The following is an 18792-nucleotide window of genomic DNA, read 5'->3' as shown; positions in this document are numbered from 1 at the left end:
AACGCAGTGGGAGCTTTGGCCTTCGGCCGGGCCGAGCGGCGGCGCGGTCAAACATTGATCAATGGCATAAACATGCAGCATAAATTTTGTGCAATGCACAAGATTGGCGCGCAAATGATCAGGCGCGTTTCTGGCCGGCGACGTAGGCGTCAATCCGGTCCGGATCGAAGATCTGGCCGTCGAAAAATCCGTCCGGGCCAAGGACAAGACTCGCGCCGGCCGAGCCGACCGGCGTCGCCGCCTTCAAGGCCCCTTCGACTTTGGCATTGGCGCCGGGCAGCGCCACGCCGAGCGGCTTCAGCGCCGAGCGATAGAGGTCGGGCCGGTAACAATCGCGCGCGATGGCGAGGTTTTGCGGCGTATGCGGCAACTGACCCCAGCGCACCATCTGCGTGTAGAACCACAGCGCATGGCTCTTCCAGGGAAAATTCGCCGCCTTGTCGAAGGGCAGGAAGAAATCCTCGACGTTCCGTTCCACGCCTCCACCGAGTTGAAGGCGTCCGGTGAGTGCCGGCATCTGGATCGCCTCCGGCTGGCCGAGAAACTCAGGCCTCGCCATCAGCGCCGCAAGGTCGCCGCGGTTTGCCGGATCCTGGCACCAGCGTGCGGAGTGATGCAGTGCCCTCAGCAGTGCTGCCAGCGCGTCCGGGTTTTCTTCCGCCCAGACTTTGCGCACGCCGATCACCTTTTCCGGACTGTTGCGCCAAAGCAGCGCCTTGACCGTGACGATGCGGCCGATGCCTGCCGCGACGGCCGCGCTGTTCCAAGGCTCGCCTACGCAATAGCCGTCGATGCGGCCGGCCGCCAATGCATCGGCCATGAAGGGCGGCGGCACAATGACGATCTCGATGTCACGGTCGGGATCGATGCCGCAGGCGGCGAGCCAATAGCGCAGCTCGTAATTGTGCCCGGAATGCGGATGCACGACGGCGAAGCGCAGCGGCTCGCGGCCAGCGCTCGCTCGCTCGTGGATCAAAGCGCCGAGCGCCTGCCCGGCACGCGCCGGGTCGAGATCAGGCGACGCGCCATGCGCCGCCATGCCCTCCCATACGGCGTTGGAGACGGTGACGCAATTGCCGCCGAGGCCGAGCGAGAAGGGCACAATGGTTTCGGAAGCGAGCGGCGTGAGGCCGAGGCTGCAGGCGAGCGGCATCGGCCCAAGCATATGGGCGACATCGAAGTGGCCGATGGCGATGCGGTCGCGGATATTGGCCCAGGAGGTCTCGCGCTGCAGCTTCAGATCGATGCCCTCACGCGCGGCAAAGCCCATCTCACCGGCCGCGACCATGACGGCGCTGTCGAAGAGCGGCATGAAGCCGGCGGTGATTTCGTGCGCCATGCTCATTCGCCCTCCTGCGGCCCCAGCAATCCCGCCGCCGTCACCAGGCTCTGGGCGATATCGGCGATCTTGCGGTTCTGGTTCATGGCGGTCTTGCGCAGCAGCACGTAGGCCGCCTCTTCGTTCAGGCCGCGCGACCTCATCAATATGCCCTTGGCCCGGTCGATGACCTTGCGGTTCTCGAGCTCGCTGCGCGCCTCCTCCAATTCGCGCGCCATGCGCGAGAAGGCGTTGAAGCGGCTGATCGCCATGTCGAGGATCGGCTTGATGCGTTCCTTCTTCAGCCCGTCGACCACATAGGCAGACACGCCGGCATCCACGGCCGCCTCGATCGAGGCCTGGTCGGAGCGATCGACGAACATGGCGATTGGACGTTTTACCGCGCGCGACAGCTGGAACATGTTCTCCAGCATATCGCGGTTGGGATTTTCGAGATCGATGACAATGACGTCCGGCTCGATCTCGGCGATGCGCTTGGCGATGCCGGCCACGTCATGGACCACCGTGACTTCGCGATGGCCGGCGTCCCGCAATCCGGCCTCGATGATCGAGGCGCGGATGCGGTTCTCGTCGATAACAAGGATGGTCAACGAACCGGCGGACATGCGTCTATTGTGCAGCCGGATGGAGATTGTGCAATGCGGTAATCCACAGGGATGGTTTCCGGCCGCTCTCAGGGCGGGGCTGCGACGCTACCGCGCCCAACCCTGCGTTGCCGCTATGGGCCGGGACACTATAGGTGTCCCATCGTGCGCCGCTTCGCGATATCGCACAATCGAACTGCAGCCGTGATCACGCCCCCAGCCTGTCCTGCTCCGCAGCATTCGGATCGCCCGGCGCCGTCGCCCAGGCGAGCTCGACAAGCGTCACCGTTCGCCGGCCGACGCCGTCGACCTGGCAGACGATGAGCCCCTGCTCCTCGATATAGTCGAGCAGCCGGCGCGCACGGCGCAGAGAATGCGAGCCATAGGCGCGGGCAATCGCGGCATCGCTGGGACAAGGCCAGCCCTCCTTAGCGGCGCGGGCGATCATCATGAACACGCCTTGCATGTCCTCGGGCAACAGCGATGCGCGCACCGAGACGTCCCGCCATGCATCGTCCTCGGCCATGTCGGAGCCGACGCCCGCGCGGGCGCGCGTCAGCATGCGGCGGAATTCCGATAGGTCGGGCACGACCGAAGCGAGGCCCTCGATGCGGCAGCGGACCACGAATTCCTGGTAGAGCACGCCAATGACCCGAAAACCCGCATCGGGCTCGGCCAGGATGGCGCGCAGAATGCGATCCATCCGTTCGCGCCGCTCCGCCAGGTCCTCGGCGCTTGGCTGCGGCTCCATCGGCTCGGGGCGGATGTCCAGCGGCGCGGCCTTGGCCGCCATCAGCTGGTCGAGCAGGTCGGGCGAAGGCCGGCGTTGCGGCCGTACCGTCTCCGGCGGCGGCGCGGCAAGAATGATCGCGCGCGCATCTTCGAGCGCGGCTCCCGGCATCGGCATCAGCCGCGGCGTGCCGTTGCGCGGGCTGGTTTCGGTCTGGCCGATGCGCAGGCCGAGCGGGCGGCGGGACAGCGCCGGGCCGAGCGCCATGAAATGCCCGCGCTCCAAGTCGCGGAAAGCTTCGGCCTGGCGCCGCTCCATGCCGAGCAGGTCGGCCGCGCGCGCCATGTCGATGTCGAGGAAGGTGCGGCCCATCAGGAAGTTGGACGCTTCCGCCGCGACGTTCTTGGCAAGCTTCGCCAGCCGCTGCGTGGCGATGATGCCGGCAAGCCCGCGCTTGCGGCCGCGGCACATCAAATTGGTCATGGCCCCCAGCGAAAGCTTGCGCGCCTCGTCCGAAACCTCGCCGGCGGCGGCGGGCGCGAAGAGCTGCGCCTCGTCGACCACCACCAGCATCGGGTACCAATGGTCGCGCGCGACCTCGAACAGCCCGCCGAGGAAGGCCGCGGCGCGCCGCATCTGGTTTTCGGCGTCGAGCCCTTCGAGGTTGAGGACTGTCGAGACGCGATGGATGCGCGCCCGCTCGCCGGCCGCCTGCAGGCCGCGCTCGGTATGCTCCTCGGCGTCGATCACCAGATGTCCAAAGCGTTCGCCAAGCGACACGAAGTCGCCTTCGGGGTCGATGATGGTCTGCTGAACCCAAGGCGCGCTCTGTTCGAGCAGCCGGCGCAGCAGATGCGACTTGCCGGAGCCCGAATTGCCCTGCACCAGCAGGCGGGTAGCCAGCAATTCCTCAAGGTCGAGGGCCGCCGGCGCGCCTGCCGTCGTCTGCCCCATCTCGATTGCAACGGTCATATTTCGACTCGGATCGTCTCCCTGCGCGCGACGGGCTTATCAACCTGAGCGCGGTGCGTCGAGCTTGCCGGCCGTCGGCCAACCGATGTCCACATCTAAGGGCGGGTCAGCCCGTCCCTAAGGGCGGAGCCCGTCCCTACGGGCGCACCCCGTCCCTAAGGGCCGAACTGGCGGCAGGCTGTCGGCAATCGCACTGGTCGGACCACCATTTTGCTGGCGCAATCCAACCATTGGCGTATCATCCTTTCAGAGAGGGTTCATGGCAGGAGGAGGCCAATGAACATCGCTGCGGAAGTGCCGGTCCCGGACCTGACGGTGCAAGACCTTGTTTCGTCTGCTCTTTCGAACTTTCGCGCCGGCGACACCGTGTCCACACGCGCCATGCTCGATGCCATACGCCACGCCGACCCCGCCTGCGTGGACAGCGACGACCATCTGGTCGAGCTGATCGTGATGGCCGCCGTTGGTAAGACCATGGGCGTGGTCTTCGACCACCGCTCGCCCGATGAGCGGTTACCACGGCTGTCCTAGCGAGCCCCGTCGGCTGAAAGCTCGCTGACATCGTCAATGACGAACTAAACGGGCGTTTCGGCTACGCTCACAATGGTCGATTTTGCCAACACAGGCGGCGTCCGATAACCTCTCCTAGCTTCCCAGCGGATGCGGCATGTAGCCGACGAAGCCCGCGATCTTCCAGCGGCCGCCGACCTTACGGCAGAAGTAGAGCGTTTGCCACTTCAGCCGATCGACGCCGCCATCCGCCTTGGCGACCGAGCCGTCGAACTTCTTGTGCAGCACCGCGCGGTCGCCGTCCACGTCGATGTCGCGCATGTTGGTGACGCGAAACAGCGCTTCGCGCAACGGCTCGGCGAATTTCGTCGCCGCGGTTTCCTTGGCCTGCCGCAGCCATTCGTCGCGATAGACTTCGAGCCTTGGGAATTGAAGTCGCCAGGCGTCGGCGTTGCTGAGGAAATGCGCATGCATGCCGAAGAAACTTTCGGCGATGAAATCGTCCTCGACCATCGACCAGTCCTGTCCAAGGAAGGCATCGATGTCGCGCCGCACCAGCATTTCCCAAAGCGCGTGGCGGTCGGCATCGCCCTCGGGAAACGGATTCTTGTCGAAGGTCATGCTGGATCTCCCCTCACAATGCCGCAACCGACCGGAAACGGCGTCGAGCGCAACATGCTCAGGCTTCTGTAATAAAGCAACATGGATTTCGAAAAGATGTTGCTTTCCGACATCGGCTCTATGAGGATCATGCCGACCAGCGTAGACGGCTCTATAGCAGTCCCGCTCAATCGCAAAAAGGAGGCTCAGTTGCCCAAGCAGTGTTTTGGAAAATCGCATGTCCCACTCTCGCCGGCCGTGCGCGCCGGCGATTTCGTCTATGTCTCCGGCCAGGTGCCGGTGGGCAGCGACGGGCTGGTGGTGAAGGGCGGTATCGCCGAGCAGACCGAGCAGGTGCTGCAGAACGTCAAGGCGGCGCTGGCGCTCGCCGGCTGCACCATGGACGATGTGGTGAAGACCACAGTGTGGCTGGAGGACGCGCGCGATTTCGGCACATTCAACACCGTCTACGCAAAGCATTTCTCGAAGGATCCGCCGGCGCGAACGACGGTCGAGTCACGCCTGATGATCGACATCAAGATCGAGGTCGAGGCCGTCGCTTACCGGCCGGTCTGATCGCCCGGTCGGATCGCTTGCAGCAATTCCAGGAAAAGTGTCTAGCGGTTAGGTTCGGCGACTTCGCCGTAGCCTTCCGTCCGGAATTGCGTGAAACAAACAAAGGGAGGGCACCGATGCAGTTCGATCTCCTGATCAAAGGCGGCCGCGTCATCGATCCCGCATCGGGCCTGGACGCGCAACGCGACGTCGCCATCGCCGATGGTCGCATCGCCGCGATCGACGCCGCGATCGACGCCGAGCATGTCACGCAGGTGGTCGACGCCAGAGACTGCATCGTCGCGCCCGGTCTCATCGACCTGCACAGCCACGTCTATTGGGGCGGTACCTCGCTCGGTGTCGACGCCGACCGGCTCGCCGCCAAGAGCGGCACCACCACCTTCATCGACGCCGGCAGCGCCGGCGCGGGCAATTTCTTGGGTTTTCGCCGCCATGTCATGGAGCATTCGAAGGTTCGCATCCTAGCTTACATCAACATCTCCTTCGCCGGCATTTTCGGCTTTTCCAACACCGTATCCGTCGGCGAATGCAGCGATCTCAGGCTCTGCGAGCCGCGCGAAACGGTGGCGGCGGTGCGCGAGCATGCCGACGTCGTCGTCGGCGTCAAAGTCCGCTCCGGCAAGCATGCCGGCGGCTGGAGCGGCATCGCGCCGGTCGACCTCGCGCTGGAAGCCGCCGACAAGGCCGGCCTGCCGCTGATGGCGCATATCGACGAGCCGCCGCCCGGCCGCTCGGAAGTGCTGCCCAGGCTGCGGGGCGGCGACGTCCTCACCCATTGCTTCCGGCCGTTCCCCAATGCGCCGGTCTTCGCCTCCGGCGCGGTGCGGCCGGATATGCGGCTGGCGCGCGAGCGCGGCGTCATCTTCGACATCGGCCACGGCATGGGTTCCTTCGACTTCGAGGTGGCGAAGGCGATGCTCGCCGAAGGACTGGCGCCCGACGTCATCTCCAGCGACGTGCATCTCTACTGCGTCGACGGCCCGGCCTTCGACATCCTGGTTTGCATGTCGAAGCTCATGGCGCTCGGCATGCCGCTGATCGAGGTGCTGCGCGCAGCGACGCAGCGGCCGGCGGAGGCGATCGCCAGACCGGAACTAGGCGCGCTGAAGGTCGGCGGCACCGGCGATGTCGCGGTGCTGAAGCTCCAACCCGGCCGCTTCACCTTCGTCGACGCCGTCGGGGCGTCATTGGTCGCGGATCAGCGGCTGGTCTCCAACGGCATCGTCATCGGCGGCAAATGGTGGCCGAACGAAGCGCCCGACCACAACGAGACGGAGCGCTTCGAAGCGCATGCGAATCACACGCATGTGGATGTGGCGGCGAGGCATTTCGGGCGGGGGTGATCTCCCCCCTCGAGGGGGAGATGTCGCCGAAGGCGACAGAGGGGGTCGCCGCGCGTGAAGCGCCAACGCCGTCCGCGACAGACAAGAGAGGAAGTCGGCGTTCTACGTGAGACGACCCCCTCTGTCCTGCCGGACATCTCCCCCTCGAGGGGGGAGATTGCAGTTTCACCGCCTTGCGTTGCTCGGCTCCCCATACACCGGCGTCGCTATTCCCTCCATGCGCGCCTTGAGCTGCAGCGCAACGAACTTCGAGTAGAACCTCGACAGCGCCAGATTGCCGCCGTGGAACCACAGCGCTTCCTGCGCCGTCGGCTTCCACATATTGCGCAATTCGCCCTGCCAGGGACCGGGATCGCCCTTCACGCCGGAGCCGAGGCCCCAGCACGGGCCGACCTTGTCGGCGACCTCGCGCGAGACGATTCCCGCAACCGTCTCGTTCATCGACTGGTAGCCGGTGCAGCAGACGATTGCGTCGACGGCGAGTTCGCTGCCGTCTTCGAACAGGATGCCGTCCGGCCTCAGCGACTTGATGCCGGCGCCGCTTTTGACCTTGATCTCGCCGTTCAGGATCAGCTCGCAGGCGCCGACATCGATGTAATAGCCCGAGCCTGTCCGATAGGCCTTCATCAACAGCCCTGTCTCGTCCTCGCCGAAGTCGATGGCGAAGCCGCTGTCGCTGAGACGCCGGTAGAAATCGGCGTCGCGCGCCCGGATCACATCGTAGAGTGCGCGCTGGCCCTTCGGGACCAGCGCGAAGGGCGTCGAGGCGACGATCATGTCGGCCTTGTCGGTGGTGATGCCGCGCGCCAGCGCCTTCTCCGAGAAGATCTCGAAGCCGACATCCATCAGCGTATCGGATTTCACAACCGTCGTCGGCGAGCGCTGCACCATGGTGACCTTCGCGCCCGCTTCCCACAGATCGACGCTGACATCGTGGCCTGAGCTTGCAGCGCCGATCACCGCGACGCGCTTGCCGCGGAATTTCTCGCCGGTGGAATATTGGCTGGAATGCAGCAGCTCGCCCTTGAAGTTATCGGCCCCCGGCAACTCGATCTGCCGCGGCGGCCCATAAGCCCCGGTAGCGAAGACGATGTGCTTCGGCTTCAGCGTGACACGCTGGCCGACGCGGTCGACCACCACGGTCCAGACTTTTTCGGCCTCATCATAGGCGGCGCTGACGCATTTGGTGGCGACCCAATAGTTCAGCTCCATGACGCGGGTATACATCTCCAGCCAATCGCCCATCTTGTCCTTGGGCGTGAAGACCGGCCAGTTTTCCGGGAACGGAATGTAGGGCAGATGATCGTACCAGACCGGATCGTGCAGCACGAGCGAGCGGTAGCGGTTGCGCCAGGAATCGCCGGCGCGCGCATTCTTCTCGATGACGAGCGCCGGCACGCCGAGCTGCCGCAGCCGGGCGCCGAGCATGATGCCGCCCTGACCGCCGCCGATCACCAAGCAGTAGGGCTGCTCGTGGACGCCGACATCGCGCGCCTCGCGCGCCCGTGCTTCCGCCCAGGTCTCGCGCTTCGGGTCGGCCTTGTGGCGGATGCCGAGCGGCCGCGCCGGGCCTTTCCGCTCCTCGAACCCCTTGAGCTCGCTCATCGCCGTGAACAGCGTGCGGCAGCGGCCGTCTTTGAGCCGCATGATGCCCTCGCCGCGCGCCACCGCCGTCTCGAATGTGAACCAGGCTTCGACTGTGCCGTCATCGACACTGGGCTCCCCAGACATCCGCCAGTGCGATGGCTGCGCCGATGGCAGCGTGGCCTTCAGCATGTCGCGGATGGCGGCCTGTCCTTCCATGGTCTTGATGTTCCATGTGAAGGTCAAAAGATCACGCCAGTAGCAATCCTCGACGAAAAGGCCGGTCGCCGACTCGATATCGCCGGCCTCCAGCGCCCGGCCGAATGAGCCGAGCCAGGTTGCCGCCTGTTGCGATGGTGCGATGTCGAGCATTCTTCTTCGTTCCCTTCTTCAGTTCGAATTCCTTGGCGGCGGCGCCTCCCCCTTCTCCCCTTGTGGGAGAAGGTGTCGCCGAAGGCGACGGATGAGGGGTGCTCCAGGGAAAGCCAGCGTCTCACTCCGCTGGAACACCCCTCATCCGTCTCGGCGCTGCGCGCCGATCCACCTTCTCCCCCAGGGGGAGAAGGGACTCTGCTAATCTCCCAATGGCTCCATCTCCTTGCCTGTCCGATGGATCTGGGCGTTGTACTTGATGCGGCGCACCGTCTCGCGCGCCGGGCCGTCGATCCTGTAAGCGGTCGCCACCGCCAGCAGGTCGATGGCGGCCAGGAAAGCGTAGCGCGACGCTGTCGGCTTCAGCGTGTCGGGGTATTCGGGAACCGCCATCGTCAGCCGCACGTCGCAGACCCGCGTCAGCTCGGTGTCGGGCGCCGTCACGCAGATCGCGTTGGCGCGGTAATGCTTGGCGAGCTCCACCGCTTCGATCACCTCGCGCGTGCGACCCGTTGCCGAGATCGCGATGACCAGATCGCCGGGCTTCAGCGTCGAGGCGGTCATGCGCATCAGATACGGATCGCATTGCGCGCTGATGGTGATGCCGTAGCGGAACAGCCGGTATTGCGTTTCCTGGGCCAGCGCCGACGAACTGCCGCCGAGGCCGAACACCGTCACCTGCCGCGCCTTGGCGATCAGTTCCGCCGCCTTCTGCAGCTGGCCCGGATCGATCTGCCGCTCCGCCTCCTGCAGCGCGCGCCGTGCCTCGCCAAACACCGCGTTCCAGAACGGCATGCCGCTGTCGCTGTTCGCGGGTTGCGGCTTGGTGGCGAGATAGAGCGCGCCGACGACCAGGCTCTGCGCCAGCTTCAGCTTGAAATCGCGCACGCCCTCGCAGCCGATGGCGCGGCAGAAGCGGGTGACCGTCGGCTCGCTGACCCCGGCGCGCTGGGCGAGCGCGGCGTTGGAAGCGTCGACCGCATATTTGACGTCGTCCAGCACGACATCGGCGACGCGGCGCTCGGCCGGCCGCAGCTCCGCATAGCTGTCCTTCACCTGCGAGATGATATCGGGAATGCGCCTGACATGGTCGTGCCGATCGCCGTCCTCGTCCGCCGTTCGCAACGCCTGGCTGTCAGCTTCGGTCATTGGCCAGTCCTCCCCCGCCCGCTTCGGGCCCTATCATTCTCGCGATTATCCGCCTGCTGACCATAGGCAATCAACCGAGACGAGTATGTAGGAAAGTAACACGCACCGCAAGCGATCAAAAAACTGATAGAAATCAGACGATTACATAGGATCCGATTGAACCTGATTGCTTCCGCCATCTGTCGCCGCTTGACAGTAAAGTAGGATAGTTACAGACTGATTTTCGCGGACAGATGGGCCTCCGGCAACGCATCGCGCAGTCTCCGAGGGGGAGCATGAGTACGGCAAGCGCAAAAACGCCGAAGCTCGGCGTACAGGCAGCGACGAAGGTCTACCAGATGGGCTCCGGCGATCTTCTGGCGCTGGATCGCTGCAGCCTGGATGTTCAATCCAACGAGATCGTTTCGATCGTCGGTCCCTCCGGCTGCGGCAAGACCACGCTATTGTGGTCGATGTCGGGCCTGCATCGGCTGACCGCGGGCGCGATCCTGCTCGACGGCAAGGAGATCACCGGACCGCGCCCCGAGATCGGCATCGTTTTCCAGGAAGCGAACCTTTTGCCCTGGCGCAATCTCGACGCCAACATCAACTTCCCTTTCGAGATCAAGGGCGAGAAGCCGGATCGCGCATGGATCGCGCATCTGCTCAACCGGGTCGGCCTCGACGGGTTCGGCGGCAAGTTCCCGCGCGAGCTTTCCGGCGGCATGCAGCAGCGCGCCGCGATCGTGCGCGCGCTGGCGCTGAAGCCGTCCGTGCTTTTGATGGACGAGCCCTTCGGCGCGCTCGACAGCTTCACTCGCGAAGAGATGAACCGCCTCGTCGAGGAGATCTGGCTCGACACCAAGACCACCATCGTCTTCATCACCCACAGCATCGAGGAGGCGATCTTCCTGTCGGACCGTGTCGTGGTGTTGACGACACGGCCCGGCCGCGTCGCCAAGATCTACGACGTGCCGTTTCCGCGGCCGCGTTCGCTGGAGATCATGGCGACAAAAGAGGTCTTCGACCTCACCAACAAGATCAAGATGGATATCGTCGGCGAGCGCGTGCGGCCAAAGACGCCGGAACGACCATCGGCTGAGATCGTGAGGATCAGGCCGTGAGTGGAGGCGACGCCATTCCGGAATTCTCCAAGGCCAAATCGGGAGATGGGCAGGACGTCAGCCTGACCAATCTTTCGGCCTTCGCCAGCGGTCCCGGCATCAAATCCGGCGCCGAGGTGGCGGCGATCCTTGCCGTGGCGGTGGTGATCATCGGCGGCATCGAGCTGGCGCTGCGCATCTTCCATGTGCCGCAATATATCATGCCGCCGCCGAGCTCGATCGTTTACGCCTTATTCGACGAGTTTCCGCTGATCGCGCCGCATCTCGGATACACGCTGGTCGAGCTTGTCTCGGGCTTCGCCATCGGCGCCGTCGTCGGCTTGGTGATGGCGGCGGTGATCACCCAGTTTCCCTTCGCCGAGAAGATCGTCGCGCCCTATATCCTGATCCTCGTCACCACGCCCATGCTGGCGCTGGTACCGTTGCTCATCCTGCGCTTCGGTTTCGGCTACACGCCGCGCATCATCGCGGTGGCTTTGGCAGCCGGCCCGATGGTAATGATCAACGCTGCTACCGGCTTCCGCCGCGTCGACAGCGCCAAGATCGCTTTAGCCCGCTCCTATGGCGCCAGCACGCTCCAGATCTTCTGGAAGATCCGCGCGCCGATGGCGCTGCCGATGATTCTGGTCGGTCTGATGATCGGCGCGATCTTCGGCCTGCTCACCGCCGTCGGCGCCGAGATGGTCGGCGGCGGCTTCGGTCTCGGCAACCGGCTTACCTCCTATTCCTCGATGATCCAGATGCCGCAATTCTTCGCGGTGGTGCTGATCCTGTCGACGCTCGGCATCCTGATCTACGCGCTGTTCTTCCTGATCGGCAAGAAATGGGCGAGCTGGGAGACATGAAGACGACCAAATGAACGCCCGGGAGGCGGGCAAAGGCAAGGCAGCGATCGATAGAAGGCAATCAACAAAAGGGGAATGCCATGACCAATGAAAGCTCATTCGACACAAGAGCAGGCATCAGCCGCCGCTATTTCCTGCAGGTGACGGCGGCCGGTGTCGTGACCGCCACCGCGCTCGGCGCATCGGGCCTTAGAGCCAGGGCGGCAGCCTATGAAAAATTCACCTGGATCTCGCCGCGCGGCACGCTGGAAGTGCTGGACGACTATCCCTACTGGTCGGCGAAGAAGGCAGGCTATTTCGGCGACCTCAACACCGACATGCAGCCGGGCCCGTCGGACGGCACCGCAACGGTGAAGTTCGTCGATGTCGGCCAGGCCGACATGGGCTTCCCTTCGCCCGGCGTCTTCTCCTTCGCCATCCAGAACGGCATGAAGCTGAAATCCGTCTTCCATATGGGCGCGCGCGACACGTTCAGCATCGCCTTCCGCAAGGGCCAGGGCACCAAGAACCTCAAGGACCTCGAAGGCAAGACCATCCTGCTCGGCTCCGCCGCCTGGCAGTCGATCGTCGATCCGCTGCTTGCCGCGCAAGGCGTCGACATCAAGAAGGTGAAATATGTCGAGGCCGGCTGGCCGACCTGGGGCACCGCGCTCGCCGGCGGCCAGGGCGACGCGGCGCTGTCATGGGAAGGCTTGCGCGCCGAATGGATCGCCAAGGGGCTCGACTTCGAATACTGGCTGGGTGTGCAGAACTCGAAGCTGCCGGCCAACACCTTCGTCGTGCGCGCCGCCGACCTCGAAGACGCCGACAAGAAGGCCTTCCTGGAGAAATATCTGCGCGGCTGGGCGATGGGCCTCGAATTCGGTTACCAGAACCCGCGCGCCGCGGTCGAAGCCGTGTTCGAGCAGTTCCCGACCTTGGCCAAGAACCTTGGGCCGGAACTCGGCACCACCTCGATCCTGCAGCAGATCAACGTCTTCCGCGGCGACATGGACAAGCGCGGCGGCTGGGGCTCGCACGACATGGCGAGCTGGCAGGGCTTCTTCGACGAGATCCTCAAAATCGGCCAGATCACCGCGCCGGTGAAGGCGGAAGACGTCTGCACCAACGACCTGATCAAGCCAGCCAACGACTTCGACAAGGCCAAGGTGAAGGCCGATGCCGACGGCGTGAAGCTGTCGGAAGGCTTTGCTGCGCTCGATGTCGACAAGATCAAGGCGCACCTGTTCGACTCCGCCGTCAAATAGGGCAGACCGACCGACCAACGGGCGGCGTGATGCGCCGCCCGAATTAACGTTCAAGCATCGAGGAGGCTTCGATGGCCGGCAAAGTGAGAATCCTGGTGGTTGGTCTGGGCAATATGGGCGCCTCCCATGCCAGCGCCTATCACCGCTCCGACGGCTTCGAGATCGTCGGCATCATGAGCCGCTCGATCAAGAGCAACAAGAAGATCCCGAAGGAGCTCGCCGGCTACCCTCTCTACGAGGATTTCGACCTGGCGCTGAAGGAGACGAAGCCGGACGCCGTCTCCATCAACAGCTGGCCCAACACACATGCCGAATATGCGCTGAAGGCGATCGCCGCCAACTGCCATGTGTTCATGGAAAAGCCTCTCGCCACCAACATCGCGGATGCCGAGAAGGTTGTGGCCGCCGCGCGCTCGAAGAACCGCAAGCTGGTGCTGGGCTACATCCTGCGAGTACACCCGTCCTGGATCAAATTCATCGAGGTCGGCAAGACGCTCGGCAAGCCGCTGGTGATGCGCCTCAACCTCAACCAGCAGAGCAGCGGCAGTGCCTGGCACTGGCACAAGAACCTGATCGACTCGCTGATCCCGATCGTCGACTGCGGCGTGCACTATGTCGACGTCATGTGCCAGCTGACCGGCGCCAAGCCGGTGCGTGTGCACGGCATCGGCGCAAAACTCTGGGCCGAGGCCGACAAGCAGAATTACGGCCATCTCCACGTCACCTTCGATGACGGCTCGGTCGGCTGGTACGAGGCGGGCTGGGGTCCGATGATGAGCGAGACCGCCTATTTCGTGAAGGACGTGGTCGGTCCGAAAGGCGCCGTCTCGATCGTCGCCGGCCAGTCGGGGAGCAGCGCCAAGGAGGCGGAGGAAGTCTCGGACTCCGCCGACATCGACCGCCACACCAAGACCGACGCGTTGAAGATCCATTATGCGCAGGTCGACGGCGACAAGAATTTTACCAAACCCGACGAGATCGTCAGCATGGAGGATGAACCCGGCCACCAGGAGCTCTGCGACCGCGAGCAGGCTTTCTTCCTGCGCGCCATCCGCGAGGACCTTGATCTCAGCGAGCAGATGGATGCCGCGGTCAACAGCCTGCGCATCGTGCTGGCGGCCGAGCAGAGCATCGCGGAGAAGCGGACCGTCGAGCTGACCTAGAGCAACTCCAGGAAAAGTGCGTAGCGGTTTTCCGCCAAAAACAAAGACGCCGCGCCAGCCCTCTCATCCGGCCGCTTCGCGGCCACCTTCTCCCGGTGGGGAGAAGAGGTTGGCGCCGACGCTGACGATCTCCTGTCCCCGCCGGAGAGGTCAGCCGAGCGAAGCGGAGGCTGGGTGAGGGGAGCCGCCGGGCCATTCTCAGCCTCCGGCAAGAACCTGACGGGAGGAACACATGGCTGCGATTTCGGAGAGCCTGCTCGATACCTACACCAACTCCGATGCCCTGGGCCTGGCCGACCTGGTGAAGCGCGGCGAGGTTTCTGACATCATCACCGAGACCGGCGTCGGCTATCGGTTGCGCGAAGTCGATTGGAACGAAGAGGGCGACAGGCATCCGCCGGTCGCCCTGAGCCATTCCAGGAAAAGTGTGTAGCGGTTATCCGTCCGGAATTGCGTAGAACAGCTCTAAGACGAATACGCTTGGTTCGCCGGTCAGTCCGCCGACAGGTCCGCCGTCCGCGCCAGGGCGCTGCCGAAGCCGTTGAGCGAGATGGTGAAGGAGATCGGCTGCGTCGTGTCGGCCGCCGTGGCGTTGACCTTCAGCGTGGTGCCATTCTGCAGCAACGGCGTGATATTGGCATCGAACGTCACCGGCACCAGGCAACCTACCGCCTGGCAAGTGTTGAACTGCAACGTGCCATCCAGCTTCTTGTCGTCGATTTCGAACGAGATTCCGTTGGCCAAGGCAAGCCCGAAGGGCAGCGCCAGCGTGCCGGCGGCGTCCTGGCCGGTCTTGGTCGTCAATTCGATCGCTAGCAGCCGCTGGCCGCTCTGCTTGTTGAACTGCTGATGCGACAGGCTGCAGACCTTGTTGGTGCCGGTGACCTGGCAGTTGACCGTCCAGTCGCCATGCGTCTCCGACAGCGCCGAGGCGCCGCCCGGCAGTTGCGGCTTGGCCGCCGCGTCGGTGGGCTGGGCCGCTGGAGCCATTTTGTCGGTCTTGTTCTGCGCGGCAAGTCCCGCCGCCGGCACACCGGCAATGCAGGCGGCTGCCAGCATCGCTGCGAGATACGCGTACTTCGTCCTCATGAGATCCCTTCTTGGCCGTCGCCCCCGCGTCAGCTGGAAGCTGACCTTCAGAGGCGCGCTGACCGCGTTCTGCTTGATCGTTTGTCCGAAAGCGCCGTTGTACCTGACAGCCAACCCGGACGCCGTTAACGCCATTGAGCTCCAGCCCGGCGCCGACCGGATAGAGCGGCGAATCGATGGCTTCCGTCAAGTGCAATGCCGGATTGCCGGGCAGATTCTCGGCGGCGGCGGGATGTCGGCCCCGACCTCCAGCGCCGGCGTCACGGCATAGTCGATCGAGCGGCTTGCGTGAGCCGATCACGTTTCGCAGTTGCCCATAGCGTTATTGGCCGTCCGCACTATATGAGACGCATGGTTTTTCGTATGGGAGCCTTGCGAATGCTTCGTCTGGCTGTTCTAGCAGGCGCCGTGCTGGCGGCCTCGGTTTCTGTGATTGCGCCGTCTTATGCGCAAATCGTCATCCCGACGAACCGCAACGCATTGGTGCAGCAGAATGAGCTGCAGCAGTTGCAGAACCGGTTGCAGCGGCAGCAATACCAGCAGCAGCAGCAAATCTATCGCGAACTCGACCGGCCAGCCCCGCCCAGGAGCCAGCCCGATGTGCCGGTATTTGACAAGACGTGCCGGATGGAAGCGGTCGGCAACACGATTTCCAGGGTTTGCCGCTGACATTTTTGTTTTTTCAGTTTATTAGCCGACTTACTTGCTGGCGAAATGCCGGATTGCAAGGGCGGTGGTTCTAGAGCAATTCCAGGAAAAGTGTGACACGGTTCTCCGTCAGGAACTGCGTCAAAACTAAAGAGATAGAGCGGTTCGCCGTTTCCGTGAAACGGCGAAACGCTCTAGGGTTTGCAGGAGGACAGGTTTTTTGCGACGCGGATAGCGTGCGGCAAGACGCTGCTCTCATCGAAACTTGGGATGACAACGATCAAGAAGAAAGCAGTTCGCAAAGCCAGGAAAGGCCAACGGATTCGCCAGGTGGCGGCCATTCCGTATCGGCTGCGAGAGGACGGCAGCCCCGAAGTGTTGCTGGTCACCTCACGCACCACGCGGCGCTTCATCGTGCCGAAGGGTTGGCCGATGAAGGGCAAGAGCGGGCGCAAGGCGGCAACGATCGAAGCCCAGGAAGAAGCCGGCGTTCTGGGCAAGGCGCTGAAGCAGCCTGCCGGCACCTATTCCTATTGGAAACGCATGACCGACGGATTCATTCCCGTCGACGTTGTGGTCTATCTGCTCGAGGTAACCGAGGAGCTTGCCGACTGGCAGGAAGCCGCGAACCGGCAGCGCGCGTGGCTGCCGGCGGCAGACGCCGCATTGCTCATCGACGAGCCGGAGCTTTCGACGCTGCTGAGGGATCTGACGGTACCGGCGGCGGCATAAGCCATCCCCTGTTCAGTGTCGTTCGGAAGAGTTCGCGGCGTGCCGGCCAGCGCCCGGAGCCACTCCCCGGCCAGCGGCTCCTGTTTCATTCGCTTCCCCCGATTGTTCCGAGGCGGACGCACCTTAGGCGTTGCGATTCGAGTGGCCCCCCATTCGCTGCTTGACTCATACATATCCCAGTGGTTATACGTTAATCAATAGCCAACGGGTTATCGATCAGAATGACGACCGCGCATGACATGCTGTTCAGGACGCTTGCCGATCCGACGCGGCGCGCCATCTTCGAACGTCTGTGCCGTCAGGGCGAGCAGACGGTCGGAGCCCTCACCGCGCAGGCCGGCGTATCGCAGCCGGCGGTGTCGAAGCATCTGGGCGTGCTCAAGGAGGCGGGTCTGGTGCGTGACCGTCATGAAGGGCGCCAGACCCATTACAGCGCGCAACTCAAGGCGCTTGCGCCCTTGATGGACTGGACGCGCGACATGGCGGGGTTTTGGGAAAGCCGGTTCGACGATCTGGAAGACCTGCTCAAAAGGATGGATCAATGAATGAAGCCGCAACGCGCTCCGTCATCGTCGAGCGCGAGATACCTTTTCCGCCGGAAAAGATCTGGCGTGCGCTCACCCAACCGCATCTCATCGAGGAGTGGTTGATGAAGAACAGCTTCAAGCCGGTCGTGGACCATCGCTTCAGCCTGAGCGCGGAATGGGGAGGCGTCGACTGCCAGGTGCGGACGGTCGAGCCAAACAGGACGCTGTCCTACAGCTGGGACACCAAGGATCTCGAGAGCGTCGTCACCTGGACGCTCACCCCGACGGGCAGGGGCACGCGTCTGCGCATGGAGCAGGTCGGTTTCCGCACCGACCAGGAGCCGTACTACCGCGGCGCCACGGTGGGCTGGAAGCGCAACTTCACGGCCCTGGAGCAGCTGCTTTCGCGGATCGATTGACGTCCGCCGAAGCTTCAAAAGACAGACACGGCCCTGGCGGGGCGGCAAACCGCAGGCGTAAGCAGTGGAGGCACCAAAATGAAGATCAAGCTGACCAGCATCTATGTCGACGACCAGGAAAAGGCCCTCGGCTTCTATACCGACGTGCTGGGCTTCACCAAGAAGGCCGACTTCACCAACGGCCCGTTTCGCTGGCTGACTGTCGTCTCGCCGGACGATCCTGACGGCACCGAGCTGCAGCTGGCCCTGAACGACAATCCGGCGGCAAAGACCTATCAGCAGGCCATCTTCAAGCAGGGGCAGCCGGCGCTGATGCTGTTCACCGACGACATCAAGGCAGATCATGAGCGCATCAAGGCCAATGGCGGCAGCTTTGCCATGGCGCCGACAGCAGTGACCGGCGCGACCATCGCACAGCTCAACGACACCTGCGGCAACCTCATTCAGCTTTCGCAGTTGGCGCGCTGGTAGGCCGCTCGATCCGTCTCGTCATTTGCAAGGGAGGTTGGAATTGAACTGGAGCAAATGGATCAGGCAGCTTCACCGCTGGCTTTCGATCATCTTCACCGTCACCGTCATTGCCAATTTCGCCGCCATGGCCATGGGCCCGCCGCCCGCCTGGATCGTCTATTCGCCGTTGATCCCGCTTTTCCTGCTGCTGTTCAGCGGCCTCTATATGTTCGTGCTGCCCTATGCCGTCAAATGGCGCGGGTAGCCGGCGGGCGAGCGCACGGGATCGGTCTGATGGCGCAGGCGAAATCGAAGGCCGCCGCGTCTCCGGACACGAAGCCCGTCCTGCTTTCCGGCGGCAACCCGCAGATCGCCAAGGGCTACGGCGATGCTCCCGTGCAGGCTTATATCGCGGCGATGCCGGGCTGGAAGAGCGAAGTCGGGCGCCGGCTCGACCGGCTCATTGTGCAGACCGTTCCTGGTGTGCAAAAGGCCGTCAAATGGAACTCTCCCTTCTACGGCATGGAAGGCGAGGGCTGGTTCCTCGGCATCCATTGCTTCGCCAAATACATCAAGATGGCGTTCTTTCGTGGCCTGTCGCTGAAGCCCGTGCCGCCTGTTGAATCCAGGAGCAAGGACACACGCTATTTCCGCATCCATGAGAACGACCGGCTCGACGAGGAGCAATTCGTTTCTTGGGTGAAGCAGGCGAGCCAGCTGCCCGGCGAACGGATGTAAGCGCACGAAAAATTAAGCGCCGTCTCCCGAAAGGGCCATGGTGGCGATCTCTTATCCAGCATCGAGGAGAAC

23 protein-coding genes are annotated in these 18792 nt (G+C 63.7%); 16 read left to right on the top strand and 7 right to left on the bottom strand.

Going from position 1 to position 18792, the window contains the following annotated elements:
* Positions 1 to 118: 118 nt before the first annotated feature.
* The 3 genes from LB553_RS13520 to LB553_RS13510 all read right to left on the bottom strand — a co-directional run bounded on the left by LB553_RS13520 (position 119) and on the right by LB553_RS13510 (position 3625).
* The gene (locus LB553_RS13520) at positions 119 to 1345 is read right to left on the bottom strand and encodes a CmpA/NrtA family ABC transporter substrate-binding protein (protein ID WP_224513894.1); all 1227 of its coding nucleotides are present in this window, start codon (positions 1343 to 1345) and stop codon (positions 119 to 121) included.
* Positions 1342 to 1944, bottom strand: a complete 603-nt coding sequence (locus LB553_RS13515) for an ANTAR domain-containing response regulator (protein ID WP_224513893.1) — start codon at positions 1942 to 1944, stop codon at positions 1342 to 1344. Before LB553_RS13515 ends, LB553_RS13520 begins: the two co-directional genes overlap by 4 nt.
* 187 nt (positions 1945 to 2131) lie before the next feature.
* A complete protein-coding gene (locus LB553_RS13510) occupies positions 2132 to 3625 on the bottom strand; it encodes an ATP-binding protein (RefSeq protein WP_224513892.1) in 1494 nt (497 codons plus the stop codon).
* Positions 3626 to 3901: 276 nt separating this feature from the next.
* On the opposite strand from LB553_RS13510, the gene LB553_RS13505 reads away from it, so the two are divergent.
* Complete coding sequence (locus tag LB553_RS13505; protein WP_224513891.1) at positions 3902 to 4156, top strand: hypothetical protein; 255 nt, start codon at positions 3902 to 3904, stop codon at positions 4154 to 4156.
* 114 nt (positions 4157 to 4270) lie between these two features.
* On the opposite strand, the gene LB553_RS13500 is transcribed toward LB553_RS13505, so the two are convergent.
* Positions 4271 to 4756: a hypothetical protein gene (locus LB553_RS13500; protein ID WP_224513890.1), complete on the bottom strand. Its 486-nt coding sequence runs from the start codon at positions 4754 to 4756 to the stop codon at positions 4271 to 4273.
* A gap of 189 nt (positions 4757 to 4945) precedes the next feature.
* Between LB553_RS13500 and LB553_RS13495 the strand changes: the two genes are divergently transcribed.
* Both LB553_RS13495 and LB553_RS13490 read left to right on the top strand, forming a co-directional pair.
* A complete protein-coding gene (locus LB553_RS13495) occupies positions 4946 to 5311 on the top strand; it encodes a RidA family protein (protein WP_224513888.1) in 366 nt (121 codons plus the stop codon).
* A gap of 116 nt (positions 5312 to 5427) precedes the next feature.
* Positions 5428 to 6654, top strand: coding sequence for an amidohydrolase/deacetylase family metallohydrolase (locus LB553_RS13490; protein WP_224513885.1), 1227 nt, complete (start codon positions 5428 to 5430; stop codon positions 6652 to 6654).
* A 165-nt stretch (positions 6655 to 6819) separates the two neighbouring features.
* Here the strand turns inward: LB553_RS13490 and LB553_RS13485 are convergent, their stop codons facing one another.
* Together LB553_RS13485 and LB553_RS13480 are read right to left on the bottom strand one after the other, a co-directional pair.
* On the bottom strand, positions 6820 to 8610 hold the full coding sequence (locus LB553_RS13485; RefSeq protein WP_224513883.1) for an NAD(P)/FAD-dependent oxidoreductase: 1791 nt from the start codon (positions 8608 to 8610) through the stop codon (positions 6820 to 6822).
* A gap of 201 nt (positions 8611 to 8811) precedes the next feature.
* Complete coding sequence (locus tag LB553_RS13480; RefSeq protein WP_224513882.1) at positions 8812 to 9759, bottom strand: MurR/RpiR family transcriptional regulator; 948 nt, start codon at positions 9757 to 9759, stop codon at positions 8812 to 8814.
* A gap of 275 nt (positions 9760 to 10034) precedes the next feature.
* On the opposite strand from LB553_RS13480, the gene LB553_RS13475 reads away from it, so the two are divergent.
* The 5 genes from LB553_RS13475 (at position 10035) to LB553_RS13455 (ending at position 14550) form a co-directional block, all read left to right on the top strand.
* Complete coding sequence (locus tag LB553_RS13475; RefSeq protein ID WP_224513881.1) at positions 10035 to 10862, top strand: ABC transporter ATP-binding protein; 828 nt, start codon at positions 10035 to 10037, stop codon at positions 10860 to 10862.
* A complete protein-coding gene (locus LB553_RS13470) occupies positions 10859 to 11707 on the top strand; it encodes an ABC transporter permease (RefSeq protein WP_224513880.1) in 849 nt (282 codons plus the stop codon). Before LB553_RS13475 ends, LB553_RS13470 begins: the two co-directional genes overlap by 4 nt.
* A gap of 80 nt (positions 11708 to 11787) precedes the next feature.
* Entirely contained in the window at positions 11788 to 12954 is a 1167-nt protein-coding gene (locus tag LB553_RS13465; protein WP_224513879.1) for an ABC transporter substrate-binding protein, read from the top strand.
* A 71-nt stretch (positions 12955 to 13025) separates the two neighbouring features.
* Entirely contained in the window at positions 13026 to 14117 is a 1092-nt protein-coding gene (locus LB553_RS13460) for a Gfo/Idh/MocA family protein (RefSeq protein WP_224513878.1), read from the top strand.
* A 232-nt stretch (positions 14118 to 14349) separates the two neighbouring features.
* A complete protein-coding gene (locus tag LB553_RS13455; protein ID WP_224513877.1) occupies positions 14350 to 14550 on the top strand; it encodes a hypothetical protein in 201 nt (66 codons plus the stop codon).
* A gap of 59 nt (positions 14551 to 14609) precedes the next feature.
* On the opposite strand, the gene LB553_RS13450 is transcribed toward LB553_RS13455, so the two are convergent.
* Complete coding sequence (locus LB553_RS13450; RefSeq protein WP_224513876.1) at positions 14610 to 15206, bottom strand: invasion associated locus B family protein; 597 nt, start codon at positions 15204 to 15206, stop codon at positions 14610 to 14612.
* 97 nt (positions 15207 to 15303) lie between these two features.
* On the opposite strand from LB553_RS13450, the gene LB553_RS13445 reads away from it, so the two are divergent.
* From LB553_RS13445 to LB553_RS13410, 8 genes are all read left to right on the top strand, one after another.
* Positions 15304 to 15477 (top strand): hypothetical protein, encoded by a 174-nt coding sequence (locus LB553_RS13445; protein WP_224513875.1) that lies wholly within the window; start codon positions 15304 to 15306, stop codon positions 15475 to 15477.
* Positions 15478 to 15584: 107 nt separating this feature from the next.
* Positions 15585 to 15875, top strand: coding sequence for a hypothetical protein (locus LB553_RS13440; RefSeq protein WP_224513873.1), 291 nt, complete (start codon positions 15585 to 15587; stop codon positions 15873 to 15875).
* 249 nt (positions 15876 to 16124) lie between these two features.
* Positions 16125 to 16586 carry an NUDIX hydrolase gene (locus LB553_RS13435; protein ID WP_224513871.1) on the top strand — a complete coding sequence of 154 codons (462 nt, stop codon included), beginning with the start codon at positions 16125 to 16127 and terminating at the stop codon, positions 16584 to 16586.
* A gap of 221 nt (positions 16587 to 16807) precedes the next feature.
* Positions 16808 to 17131, top strand: a complete 324-nt coding sequence (locus LB553_RS13430) for an ArsR/SmtB family transcription factor (protein WP_040990288.1) — start codon at positions 16808 to 16810, stop codon at positions 17129 to 17131.
* A complete protein-coding gene (locus LB553_RS13425) occupies positions 17128 to 17532 on the top strand; it encodes an SRPBCC family protein (protein ID WP_224513869.1) in 405 nt (134 codons plus the stop codon). Before LB553_RS13430 ends, LB553_RS13425 begins: the two co-directional genes overlap by 4 nt.
* Before the next feature lie 78 nt (positions 17533 to 17610).
* Positions 17611 to 18003, top strand: coding sequence for a VOC family protein (locus LB553_RS13420; protein ID WP_224513868.1), 393 nt, complete (start codon positions 17611 to 17613; stop codon positions 18001 to 18003).
* Positions 18004 to 18043: 40 nt separating this feature from the next.
* A complete protein-coding gene (locus LB553_RS13415) occupies positions 18044 to 18247 on the top strand; it encodes a hypothetical protein (RefSeq protein ID WP_224513867.1) in 204 nt (67 codons plus the stop codon).
* A 29-nt stretch (positions 18248 to 18276) separates the two neighbouring features.
* A complete protein-coding gene (locus LB553_RS13410; RefSeq protein ID WP_224513866.1) occupies positions 18277 to 18720 on the top strand; it encodes a DUF1801 domain-containing protein in 444 nt (147 codons plus the stop codon).
* Positions 18721 to 18792 lie beyond the last annotated feature (72 nt).

The sequence above is a fragment of the Mesorhizobium sp. CA8 genome, from assembly GCF_020164955.1.
GTDB lineage: Bacteria > Pseudomonadota > Alphaproteobacteria > Rhizobiales > Rhizobiaceae > Mesorhizobium.
Note: the sequence above shows the minus strand (reverse complement) of the source record. Positions and strands in the feature narration are given on the sequence as shown.

Bases quoted from the DNA above. Each gene is read 5' to 3' on its own strand.
- LB553_RS13520 (WP_224513894.1), bottom strand. From the start codon at position 1,345: ATGAGCATGGCGCACGAAATCACCGCCGGCTTCATGCCGCTCTTCGAC.
- LB553_RS13515 (WP_224513893.1), bottom strand. From the start codon at position 1,944: ATGTCCGCCGGTTCGTTGACCATCCTTGTTATCGACGAGAACCGCATC.
- LB553_RS13510 (WP_224513892.1), bottom strand. From the start codon at position 3,625: ATGACCGTTGCAATCGAGATGGGGCAGACGACGGCAGGCGCGCCGGCG.
- LB553_RS13505 (WP_224513891.1), top strand. From the start codon at position 3,902: ATGAACATCGCTGCGGAAGTGCCGGTCCCGGACCTGACGGTGCAAGAC.
- LB553_RS13500 (WP_224513890.1), bottom strand. From the start codon at position 4,756: ATGACCTTCGACAAGAATCCGTTTCCCGAGGGCGATGCCGACCGCCAC.
- LB553_RS13490 (WP_224513885.1), top strand. From the start codon at position 5,428: ATGCAGTTCGATCTCCTGATCAAAGGCGGCCGCGTCATCGATCCCGCA.
- LB553_RS13485 (WP_224513883.1), bottom strand. From the start codon at position 8,610: ATGCTCGACATCGCACCATCGCAACAGGCGGCAACCTGGCTCGGCTCA.
- LB553_RS13480 (WP_224513882.1), bottom strand. From the start codon at position 9,759: ATGACCGAAGCTGACAGCCAGGCGTTGCGAACGGCGGACGAGGACGGC.
- LB553_RS13475 (WP_224513881.1), top strand. From the start codon at position 10,035: ATGAGTACGGCAAGCGCAAAAACGCCGAAGCTCGGCGTACAGGCAGCG.
- LB553_RS13465 (WP_224513879.1), top strand. From the start codon at position 11,788: ATGACCAATGAAAGCTCATTCGACACAAGAGCAGGCATCAGCCGCCGC.
- LB553_RS13460 (WP_224513878.1), top strand. From the start codon at position 13,026: ATGGCCGGCAAAGTGAGAATCCTGGTGGTTGGTCTGGGCAATATGGGC.
- LB553_RS13455 (WP_224513877.1), top strand. From the start codon at position 14,350: ATGGCTGCGATTTCGGAGAGCCTGCTCGATACCTACACCAACTCCGAT.
- LB553_RS13450 (WP_224513876.1), bottom strand. From the start codon at position 15,206: ATGAGGACGAAGTACGCGTATCTCGCAGCGATGCTGGCAGCCGCCTGC.
- LB553_RS13440 (WP_224513873.1), top strand. From the start codon at position 15,585: ATGCTTCGTCTGGCTGTTCTAGCAGGCGCCGTGCTGGCGGCCTCGGTT.
- LB553_RS13435 (WP_224513871.1), top strand. From the start codon at position 16,125: ATGACAACGATCAAGAAGAAAGCAGTTCGCAAAGCCAGGAAAGGCCAA.
- LB553_RS13430 (WP_040990288.1), top strand. From the start codon at position 16,808: ATGACGACCGCGCATGACATGCTGTTCAGGACGCTTGCCGATCCGACG.
- LB553_RS13425 (WP_224513869.1), top strand. From the start codon at position 17,128: ATGAATGAAGCCGCAACGCGCTCCGTCATCGTCGAGCGCGAGATACCT.
- LB553_RS13420 (WP_224513868.1), top strand. From the start codon at position 17,611: ATGAAGATCAAGCTGACCAGCATCTATGTCGACGACCAGGAAAAGGCC.
- LB553_RS13410 (WP_224513866.1), top strand. From the start codon at position 18,277: ATGGCGCAGGCGAAATCGAAGGCCGCCGCGTCTCCGGACACGAAGCCC.